Consider the following 10,485-nt stretch of genomic DNA (forward strand, 5'->3'; position numbering starts at 1 on the left):
CGACCACCGGCCGCCCGCAGGGCCCCGCCTCGAGCCGACCGGGAATCCGCCTCGCGGGCGGAAATATCTTGTAGAGTGATAGGAAAGGCGAACGTACCGTGGATCCCGTCCCGACTCGAGCCGAGCGGATCGCAGCCGTCGTCGCGATCCTCGCCATCTTGCTACTTCTGCCGGCAGCCGCGCTCGGATCCGGAATCGAGGTCGTCGTCCTGCTGTTCGTCGCGTTCGCCTGCGGAACGATCGCGAAGGCGCGCGTCGACCTCGAGGCGCTGCGAACGTTCGGCCTCCGTTCGGTCCCCGACGACGATCCGGCGGCCGAACGCTTCCGCGAACGCCGCCGGCGCAGGGACGAACGCCTCCGCGAGGCCGTCCCGTCGGAGTACGACCCGCGGCTCGATCGACTGCTGGCGGCCGGGCTGGCCGTCGTCGGCGTCGGCGCGCTCGCGGCCGTCGCGACGGGGGTCGGCGACGGCGGGCGAACGACCGTCCGCCTGCTGGTCGTCGCGCTGATCGGACTCAACGGCGCGCTGATCGCCTACGCGGCGTCGTACGTGAACGCCGGAGAATAGCTGCGAGAGAACCGGCGACGGCGATCAGTCGTCGCTCGCGGCGAACTCGGCCGAGTCGGCGTCGACGGGCGTCTCGGGCGTTCCCGGGAGTTCGCTGCGGACGTCGTCGCCGCCCTGCTCGGTGATCGCCTCGTGGTAGGCCTCGGGCATCACCTTCACGAACGACGCGAGCGCCTCCTCCCAGTTCTCGAGCAGTTCGCGGCCCCGTTCGGAGCCGGTGTAGGCGACGTGGTTCTCGACGAGTCGGCGCAGCATCTCGACGTCCGCGTCCTCGAGTTCGTCGTGGAGCGCGACCATTCCGGTGTTGGCGCGGTCGGCGAACTCCTCGTCGGGGTCGAAGACGTAGGCGACGCCGCCGGACATCCCGGCCGCGAAGTTCGTCCCCGTCTCCCCGAGGACGGCCACGACGCCCCCGGTCATGTACTCGCAGCCGTGGTCGCCGACGCCCTCGACGACGGCCTTGGCGCCGGAGTTGCGCACCGCGAACCGTTCGCCGGCGACCCCGTTGACGTACAGCTGGCCGTCAGTCGCGCCGTAGAGCGCGACGTTGCCGATCGCGACGTTCTCGGTCGGATCGTAGCTCGCGGCCTCGGGCGTCCGAACGGTGATCTTCCCGCCCGAGAGTCCCTTGCCGACGTAGTCGTTGGAGCTCCCCTCGAGGTGCAAGGAGACGCCGCTGGCGAGGAACGCGCCGAAGCTCTGGCCGGCGGTCCCCGCCGCGTCGACCGTGATCGTGTCCTCGGGCAGCCCGGGCTCGCCGTAGCGGTCGGTGATGCGGTTCGAGAGCATCGCGCCGACCGCGCGGTCGACGTTGGTGACCGCCGTCGAGAGCGTCACCGGCTCGCGGTCCTCGATCGCCGCGCTCGCGGCGTCGATCAGCTCGCGGTCGAGCTGGTCCTCGAGCTCGTGGTCCTGTTCGCGGACCTTGTGGCGGACCTCGCCCGCGGGCTCGGCCAGCACCGCCGAGAGGTCGACGGTGCGGGCCTTCGGGTGGTCGACGTCGGTGCGCTGGGAGAGGACCTCGACCCGGCCGATCATCTCGTCGACGGTCTCGAAGCCGAGTTCGGCCATGATCTCCCGCAGCTCCTGGGCGATGAACGACATGTAGTTGATGACGTGTTCGGGTTCGCCGGGGAACCGCTTGCGAAGGTCCTCGCGCTGGGTAGCGACGCCGACGGGACAGGTGTTCTCGTGACACTGTCGGGCCATGACACAGCCCGAGGTCACGAGCGAGGCGGTGCCGAAGACGTACTCCTCGGCGCCGAGCAGGGCGGCGACGGCGACGTCCCGGCCCGTCTTCATCCCGCCGTCGGCCGAGACGCGGATGCGGTCCCGGAGCCCGGTCTGACGGAGCATCTGGTTGGCCTCGGCCAGCCCGAGCTCCCAGGGGAGGCCGGCGCTCTTGATCGAGGTGCGCGGCGAGGCCCCGGTCCCCCCGGAGTGGCCCGAGATGTGGACCACGTCGGCGTTGGCCTTCGCGACGCCGGCGGCGACGGTGCCGATGCCCGCCTCGGAGACGAGCTTGACGTTGATGTCGGCGTCCTCGTTGGCGGCCTTCAGATCGAAGATCAGCTGTTTGAGGTCCTCGATCGAGTAGATGTCGTGCAGCGGGGGCGGCGAGATCAGCCCGACGCCGGGCGTGGACTTGCGGACGTGGGCGATCATCTCGTTGACCTTCTCGCCAGGGAGGTGGCCACCCTCGCCGGGCTTCGAGCCCTGGGCCATCTTGATCTGGAGCTCGTCGGCCGACGAGAGGTACGTCGAGGTGACGCCGAACCGTCCGGAGGCGACCTGCTTGACGTTGCACTCGCGTTCGGTGCCGAACCGCTCGGGCGGTTCGCCGCCCTCGCCCGAGTTGGACTTGCCGCCGATGCGGTTCATCGCGATCGAGTTGTTCTCGTGGGCCTCCGGCGACAGGCTGCCGAGGCTCATCGCGGCCGTCGAGAACCGCTCGACGATGTCGGCGACGGGTTCGACGTCCTCGAGCGGGATCGACTCGCGATCGCTCTCGAACTCGAGCAACCCCCGCAGCGTCTGGAGGGTCCGGTTCTGGTCGTTGACCTGTTCGGCGAACTCCCGGTACCGTTCGTAGTCGTTCGCGCGAACCGACTGCTGGAGGGCGCCGACGGTGTCGGGGTTCCACTGGTGGTGGACGCCGTTCGAGCGGTGCTCGAACTCGCCGTGGCGGTCGAGCTCGGAGTCGTCGTCGCCGAACGCCGCCTCGTGACGTTCGCGGACGTCGGCCTCGATCTCGGCGAGCCCGATCCCCTCGGTGCGGTTCTCGGTGCCCGCGAAGTACTCCGCGACGAGGTCGGAGTCCAGCCCGACGGCCTCGAAGATCTGTGCACCCTGGTAGCTCTCGACCGTCGAGATCCCCATCTTGGCCATGATCTTCAGCAGGCCGTCCTCGACGGCCTCGACGTAGGCGTCGATCGCGAGTTCGGTCTCGGCGCCGTCGGGGCCCGCGGTGATGTCGGCGATCGTCTGGTAGGCCAGGTACGGGTTGACCGCGCCGGCGCCGTAGCCGACCAGCGTCGCGAAGTGGTGGACGGTCCGCGGATCCGCGGACTCGACGACGAGCCCGACGTGGTTGCGAAGCCCGTTGCGCACGAGGTGGTGGTGGACCCCGCCGGTCGCGAGCAGGCTCGGGATCGCCGCGCGCTCCTCGTCGACGCCCCGGTCGGAGAGGATCAGGACGTCGTGGCCGTCCTCGATCGCCTCGACGGCCTCGGCGCGGACGCGTTCGATGGCGGCCTCGAGGTCCGCGCCCGGCTCCTCGCTCGTCGGCTCGTAGGTGATGTCGACCGTCGCGGCGGTGATCCCGTTCGCCTCGCAGTCGCGGATCGACCCGAGCTCGGCGTCCGTGAGGATCGGCGAGTCGAGCACCAGCTGGCGGGCGTGTTCGGGCGATTCGGCCAGCAGGTTACGCTGGTAGCCGAGTCGGCTCTCCATCGAGGTGACCAGCTCCTCGCGGATGTAGTCCAGCGGCGGGTTCGTGACCTGGGCGAACAGCTGCTTGAAGTACGAGAAGAGGGGACGGTTGAACTCCGTCAGGACGGACAGCGGCGTGTCGTCGCCCATCGAACCGACGGGGTCCTTCGCCGTCCGGGTCATCGGCTCGATCAGGTTCTCGAGTTCGTCGTGGGTGTAGCCGAAGGCGGCCTGCTGGTCCCGCAGGGCCTCGACGGGGTCCCGTGGCGCCCGCTCGTCGGTCGCGACGATGTCGGCTAACTGGACCTGTTCCTGCTCGACCCACGCCCCGTAGCGCTCGTCGGTCAGGTCCTCGAAAACCTCGTCGTCGGGGACGACTCGCCCCTCCTCGGGGTCGGCGAGGAACAGCTGTCCGGGCTGGAGACGACCGCGCTCGGCGATCTCCGAGGGATCGGTCTCGAGCGCGCCCGCCTCGCTGGCCATGATCAGTCGGTCGTCGGTCGTGACGTCGTACCGACACGGCCGCAGGCCGTTGCGGTCGAGGACCGCGCCGACGCGCTCGCCGTCGGTGGCGGCGACCAGCGCGGGGCCGTCCCAGGGCTCGACCAGGGAGGCGTGGAAGTCGTACCAGTCCTTGCGCTCGGCGTCCATCGCGTCGTCGCCCCGCCAGGCCTCGGGGACGAGCATCCGCAGGGCGTGTTCGAGGTCGCGGCCGTCCTGCATCAGCAACTCGAGGGCGTTGTCGACGCTTGCGGTGTCGGACTGGTCGGGGTCGTCGATGATCGGCTTGACCGCCTCGAGATCCTCGAGGACCTCGCTCTCGAGGTCGGTCTCTCGGGCGCGCATCCAGTTGATGTTCCCGCGGATGGTGTTGAACTCGCCGTTGTGGACGATGTTGCGGTAGGGGTGGGCGAGGTGCCAGGCGCCGAGCGTGTTCGTCGAGAAGCGCTCGTGGACCATCGCGAACGTCGACTCCATCCGTTCGTCCCGCAGGTCGGGGTAGTACGACGGGACCTGCTCGCCCTTGAGCAGTCCCTTGTAGACGATCGTATCCGAGTCGAGCGAGCAGACGTAGAAGCGCTCCTTTCCGTCGACGTCACACTCCTCGACGGCGTTCTCGAGGGCTCGCCGGGCGACGTACAGCCGTCGGTCGAACGCCTCGTCGGAGATCTCGTCCTCAGGTGCGACAGCGACCTGCCGGACGTCGGGTTCGGAGTCGAGCGCGGTCGCGCCGAGATCGGCGTTATCGGTGGGAACGTCGCGCCACTCGAGGACCTCGAGGTCGTACTCCGCGAGCGTGTCCTCGACGATTTCGGCGAGGTGCTCGCGGGCCTCGTCGTCGGTCGGAAAGAAGAGCGAGCCGATCGCGTAGGCCTCGGGGAGATCCGCGTCGAGGGCGTCCGAGAAGAACGAATCGGGCGTCTGGAGCATGATACCCGCACCGTCGCCGGTGTTTTGCTCCGCCCCGGTCGTCCCGCGGTGCTCGAGGTTGACAAGCAGATCCAGTCCGTCGGCGACGACATCGTGACCGCCCGCCCCCTCGAGATCCATTACGACGCCGACACCGCAGTTCGACCGTTCGTCCGTCGGGTCCGCGAGCCCCGGAGAACGATCGGTGTTCGAAGTGTGTGGCTGTGACATGCACCCTCCTTTGGAGATCTCCCATAAGAGGCTACCCCATAATGGCTAAGTGTATTATAAACACATATAAGGTGATATAGCCCATAATACAATTATTTATACTGCGGGTTACGGGCGGAACGCGTCGCTACTCGGGCAGGAAGGGACGAAAGGTGTCAGAGGCACGTAGTGTTCACCCACCAGAGTGAACACCACATTCGTACATCGTTCCCGGTGGGGAAGCACTATTTGGCTAAAGAGTTAGGTAGCGGAGAACGAATCGGTTCGGACGGCCCGGAGAATCGCCCGAGGGCGAGGGGGAGTCAGTAACTCTTCGCGAAGTACGCGATCTCGTCGGCGGGTTCCCCGCAGACGCCACACTCCTCGCGCTCGGGTTCGGGAACCTCACCCGCAGATTGGCCGCCCTCGTCCTCGAGGGGTTGCATGACGATCTCGGCGGCGATCTTCTCCTTGATCGCCTCCTCGCAGGCCTGGTCGCCACACCACGGCGTCTTCACGTAGCCGCCGTGTTTGCCGATCGTGCCGAGGATGTCCTCGGGGCTGTGGGCCTCGCGGACGTTCTCCTCGAGGTTCTCCTCGGCGGTCTCGTACAGCTTGTCGAAGACGGCGTCGAGATGGTCCTCGACGGTGTCGACGATTCCCTCGCGGTCGGCCACGCTGTCCTCGTTGTCGGGGCGGTGGACCAGCGTCACCTCGCCGTCGTCGGCCTCGTTGGGGCCGATCTCGAGGCGGAGGGGAACGCCGTTCAACTCGTGTTCGTTGAACTTGAAGCCGGGGTTGCGCTCGTCGCGGTCGTCGAGTTCGACGCGGACGCCGGCAGCCTCGAGTTCGTCGGCGATCTCCCGGGAGTACTCGAGGACCTCGTCTTTCGTATCCGCTTGCCAGATCGGGACGATGGCGACCTGGGTCGGCGCGATGGTCGGCGGGAGCACGAGCCCCTGATCGTCGGAGTGGGTCATGATCAGGGCGCCGATCGCGCGCCAGGACAGCCCCCAGGAGGTCGTGTAGGCGGTCTGTTCCTCCTCGTCCTCGTCGGCGAACGTGATGTCGAACGCGTCCGCGAAGGACTGGCCGAGGTTGTGGCTCGTCGCCCCCTGGACCGACTTCCCGTCGGGCATCAGCGCCTCGACGGTCGTCGTCGTGTCCGCGCCGGGGAACTTGTCGTGTTCGGGCTTCTTGCCCCGCAGTACCGGGATCGCCAGGACGTCCTCGTAGACCTCCTCGTACTGGTCGAGGCGGGTCCAGACCTCCTCCCAGGCGCCCTCGTCGTCGGCGTGGGCGGTGTGGCCCTCCTGCCACATGAACTCCTTCGTCCGGAAGAACGGCTTCGTCTCGGTGGCCTCCCACCGAACGACGGAACACCACTGGTTGATCCGCAACGGCAGGTCGCGGTGGCTACGGGTCCAGTCGGCCATGAACGGGGCGATGATCGACTCGCTCGTGGGACGGACGGCGAGCCGTTCCTCGAGTTCCTCGTGGCCGCCCTGAGTGACCCAGGCGACCTCGGGGTCGAACCCCTCGACGACGTCCTTCTCGCGCTCGAGGAAGCTCTCGGGGATGAAAAGCGGGAAGTAGACGTTGTCGACGCCGGTTTCCTTGAACCGGGTGTCGAGGGCGTCCTGGATCCCCTCCCAGATCGCGTAGCCGCGAGGTTTCGTGACGATGAAGCCGCCCATCGGGGCGTAGTCGGCGAGGTTTGCCTTCTGAACGACCTCGGCGTACCACTCGCCGGGCTTGTGCGATTTCGTCTCGGTGATCCCGAGCTCCTGACTCTCGTCGCTCATACCGCCACCTTCGTGACCGGAGCAATAAATGGAACCCGTTTGGTGATCGTCTCCCACCGATCGCGCGGTAGCGTTCGTTCGGCGCCGTGTGTTACTCCTATAGGGACACGAGACCGCGAAGAAACGCTCGACATTCGGTTTCCCGTTCTCGGACGTTTATACGCGCTCGTTACGAGTGATAACCCATGAAGGCCATCGAAGTAACGGAGTACGGCGACAGCAACGAACTCGAGGTCGTCGATCGCGATCTGCCCGAGCCCGGCCCCGGCGAGGTCCGAATCGAGATCGAGGCCGCGGGGATCAACTTCGCCGACGTCATGCAGCGACGCGGCGTCTACCCGGGCGGTCCCGAGGCGCCGTACGTTCCCGGGATGGAGGCCGCGGGGACGGTCGACGCGACCGGAGCGGACGTCGATTTCGAGACGGGCGACCGCGTCGTCGCCATGCTCGATCGGGGCGGGTACGCGGAGTACGCCACCGCGAACGCGGGGATGCTGTTCCCGATCCCCGAGGGGATGAGTTTCGAGGAGGCCGCCGGCTTCCCCGTCCAGTTCCTCACCGCTCACTCCTGTCTGTTCGAGTGGGGCGACCTCGAGGACGGCGAGTCGGTGCTGATCCAGGCCGCCGCCGGCGGGGTCGGCACGGCGGCCGTCCAGCTCGCCTCGAACGCCGGCGCGGAGGTGTTCGGCACGGCGAGCAGCGAGGAGAAACTCGAGCTCGCGGCCGAGCTGGGTTGTGACCATCCGATCCAGTACACCGAGACCGACTTCCGCGAAACCGTCGACGAGGAGACCGACGGCGAGGGCGTCGACCTCGTCCTCGAGTCGGTCGGCGGCGACGTCTTCGAGCGCAGCCTCGACGCGATGGCACACTTCGGTCGGCTGGTCACCTACGGCGTGGCAAGCGGCGAGCCCGCCAGCGCGGCGAACCGGCGGCTGCTCTTCGAGAACAAGAGCGTCCGCGGATTCCACCTCGGCCAGGCCGCGATGCGCGATCCGGACCGAATCATGAAGGCGGTCCCCGAGCTCACCGAGGGACTCGCGGGCGGCGACCTCGAGGTGATCGTCGGCGAGTCGTTCCCGCTCGCGGACGCGGCCGACGCCCACCGCTACATCGAGGATCGAAAGAGCTCGGGCAAGGTCCTGTTGAAGCCCTGAGACGGCCCGCGACGCCGCGACGAATCGCCTCCCGACGCCCGTTCGATCGCGCCGGCGCTCAGCGCTCGTCCGCGAACGAGACGCCCCGCTCGAGGGCGTGGTCCGCGAAGTCGGCCTCGTCGAGCGGTTCGCCGCCGACGAACCGGAACTCGCCGGCGACGGTCTCGCCCGCGAGGACGGCGGGAAGCCAGAGCCGATCGTCCTCCCACATCCGATCGTAGGGAACCGCCTCGACCGCGACCCACTCCGGCCGGGCCTCCGGAGAGGGACGGGGCTCGCCCGCGAACGTCCGGGTGCGGAAGACGTGACAGAGCGTGTGGCGCTCGCCGTCGAGGCGAAAGTCGAGTTCGGCCGCCTTCTCGAGGTCGGCCGGGTCGATCTCGAGGCCGACCTCCTCGCGGGTCTCCCGTACCGCACACTCCCGGGGGGTTTCGCCGGCCTCGAGTTTGCCCCCGGGACCGTTGTACCAGCCCTCGCCGAGGCCGCGTCGCTTCTCGATCAGGAGCACCTCCTCGGTCCCGTCGACGTCGCGACGGGGGAAACACAGCGTCGCCTCGATCATACCGCCGCGTTCGGTCGGGGGCGGATAAACGCGTTCGGTCCCGAGGCGGTGCGGCTCAGTCGTCGTCCGCCGCGGCGTCGGGGATGTACGCCGCGGGCGCACAGCCCAGCGACCGGTGCGGGCAGCGACGGCAGTGCTCGCCCGGCGTCGTCTCGCGGTAGGAGGGGTCGTCGACGCCCTCGAGCGTCTCGCGGACCGACTCCCAGGGCGGCACCTCGTCGGGCTCGAACAGGTCGACCCCCGGGCCGTCGACGGCGCCGACGTAGACGTAGCCGACCGCCGCGATCGGCTCCTCGAGGCGCCGTCGGCAGGCGCGGGCGTACAGTGCGAGCTGGTCGGCGTCGGCGGGGTCGATCCGGGTCGCGGTCGCCTTGTAGTCGAGGACGGCGAATCCGCCGCCCGCGGCCTCGGGGAGCCGACGGACGGTATCGACGTAGCCCACCACGTCGCCCTCGACGCCGGCGACGTCCGCGAGGGCGAACGGCAGCTCCGCGGCGAGGGGCGTCCAGTCGGCGACCTGGTCGTCGATCCCCGCCGCCGTCGCCTCGAAGTAGCGGTCGACACACGCCAGGACTGCCTCGCGGTGCTCGAGCAGGTTCCGCGCGGTCAGCTGCCGGACGGCGGCCTCTCTCCAGTCGTCGCGGCCGTCGTAGCCGCGGTGGAACGCCTCCTCGGCGACGTCGTGAAAGACCGATCCGACGATCCGGGGGCTCGAGGGCGACCCCGGGCGCTCGGAGTCGGAGCTGTCGGCGTCGATCGGATCGTCGATCGCCCGCACGACGTGCTCGAGGTAGTGCTGTCGCGAGCAGGCCTCGTAGCTCTCCATGGCCGTGTAGCTGTGGCGCATCGCGACGGGAACCCCGCCGTCGTCGACCAGCGGCGCGGACGGGAATCGGGTCGCGTCGGCTGTCAGCGCCGACGCCCGCCGCTCGCCCGGCACCCGGATCGGCGGTCCCGCCTCGGACGCGTGGCTCGCGGCGTCGGCGGCCGGCAGCAGCGTTCCATCGCGGAGCAGCCGGCCCAGCCGGTGGACGGTTTCGATCGCCTCCCGGGTCTCGAGGGGTTCGATCGAGCGGTCGCCGTAGCCGGCGTAGTAGGTGATCGTGCCCGGGCGCTCGTCGGCGGCGACGGCGAGTTCGTCGGTGCGGTCGGCGACGGTCCGCGGGTAGGTCCCTCGGACGGACTCGAAGCTCTCGGTCAGGGTCGACCACAGCTCCATGCGCTCACCCGCGACCGACCACTCGATAGCTGGATCGAGGCAGGCGTCCGCGGTGGAGACCGCCAGCTCGCCCTCGCCGCCGTCGTAGTCGTACTCGCTCCCGAAGACGAACAGGTGGTTCGCCGCCCGCGTGAGCGCGACGTGGAGCACCCGCCACTCCTCGCCGACGGTCTCGGCCGCGACGTCGGCCCGCAGCGGCGAGTCGACGTCGTCCTCGAGCGCCGCCGCGAGCAGTCGGGTGCGGGCCCGGCGGGCGTAGTCGTGCTCGACGCACCACTCCTCGTCGGAGAGGTAGGGGACGAGCACGGTGTCGAACTCCAGGCCCTTCGCCTGGTGGACCGTCATCACGTCGACGGCGTCGGCCGAGCGGGTGCCCCGAGTCCGCTCGGCGCTCCCGCCGCGCAGGGTCCGCTCGAGCGCGTCGACGAACGCCGGCGTGAGAGAGCGGACCACCCGCTCGGCGTCGTAGCGCTCGACGAACCGGTCGATCCGCTCGAGCTGACGGCGCTCCTCACCCGTGAGGAACCACTCGAGGCGGGTGAGCTCCCGGAACTGGGTGAGAAATCCCGACAGCGGATAGCCGTCGCGGAGCGTCTCGAGTCTGTCTCTTATACACATCTCT

The 10,485-nt window shown here is 69.0% G+C and carries 6 protein-coding genes; 2 read left to right on the forward strand and 4 right to left on the reverse strand.

What is annotated here, in order from left to right; all coding sequences use genetic code 11:
* Window positions 1-98: 98 nt before the first annotated feature.
* Window positions 99-569, forward strand: a complete 471-nt coding sequence (locus C492_RS02450; RefSeq protein ID WP_008420201.1) for a hypothetical protein — start codon at window positions 99-101, stop codon at window positions 567-569.
* A gap of 24 nt (window positions 570-593) precedes the next feature.
* Here C492_RS02450 and gltB read toward each other — a convergent pair whose 3' ends face one another.
* Both gltB and proS read right to left on the reverse strand, forming a co-directional pair.
* Entirely contained in the window at window positions 594-5,141 is a 4,548-nt protein-coding gene (gene gltB, locus C492_RS02455; RefSeq protein WP_083898731.1) for a glutamate synthase large subunit, read from the reverse strand.
* 302 nt (window positions 5,142-5,443) lie between these two features.
* Complete coding sequence (proS, locus tag C492_RS02460; protein ID WP_008420205.1) at window positions 5,444-6,925, reverse strand: proline--tRNA ligase; 1,482 nt, start codon at window positions 6,923-6,925, stop codon at window positions 5,444-5,446.
* Window positions 6,926-7,110: 185 nt separating this feature from the next.
* Between proS and C492_RS02465 the strand changes: the two genes are divergently transcribed.
* Complete coding sequence (locus tag C492_RS02465) at window positions 7,111-8,082, forward strand: quinone oxidoreductase family protein (protein WP_008420206.1); 972 nt, start codon at window positions 7,111-7,113, stop codon at window positions 8,080-8,082.
* Between the two features lie 58 nt (window positions 8,083-8,140).
* Here C492_RS02465 and C492_RS02470 read toward each other — a convergent pair whose 3' ends face one another.
* Window positions 8,141-8,644: an 8-oxo-dGTP diphosphatase gene (locus C492_RS02470; RefSeq protein ID WP_008420207.1), complete on the reverse strand. Its 504-nt coding sequence runs from the start codon at window positions 8,642-8,644 to the stop codon at window positions 8,141-8,143.
* Window positions 8,645-8,699: 55 nt separating this feature from the next.
* Window positions 8,700-10,485 (reverse strand): RecB family exonuclease (locus C492_RS02475; RefSeq protein ID WP_008420208.1); only part of this gene is annotated, 1,786 nt, incomplete at its 5' end.

This window comes from Natronococcus jeotgali DSM 18795 (genome assembly GCF_000337695.1).
GTDB lineage: Archaea > Halobacteriota > Halobacteria > Halobacteriales > Natrialbaceae > Natronococcus > Natronococcus jeotgali.

What these genes read in the sequence shown, in the direction of transcription:
- gltB (WP_083898731.1), bottom strand. Translation starts at nt 5,141, where the DNA reads ATGTCACAGCCACACACTTCGAACACCGATCGTTCTCCGGGGCTCGCG.
- proS (WP_008420205.1), bottom strand. Translation starts at nt 6,925, where the DNA reads ATGAGCGACGAGAGTCAGGAGCTCGGGATCACCGAGACGAAATCGCAC.
- C492_RS02465 (WP_008420206.1), top strand. Translation starts at nt 7,111, where the DNA reads ATGAAGGCCATCGAAGTAACGGAGTACGGCGACAGCAACGAACTCGAG.
- C492_RS02470 (WP_008420207.1), bottom strand. Translation starts at nt 8,644, where the DNA reads ATGATCGAGGCGACGCTGTGTTTCCCCCGTCGCGACGTCGACGGGACC.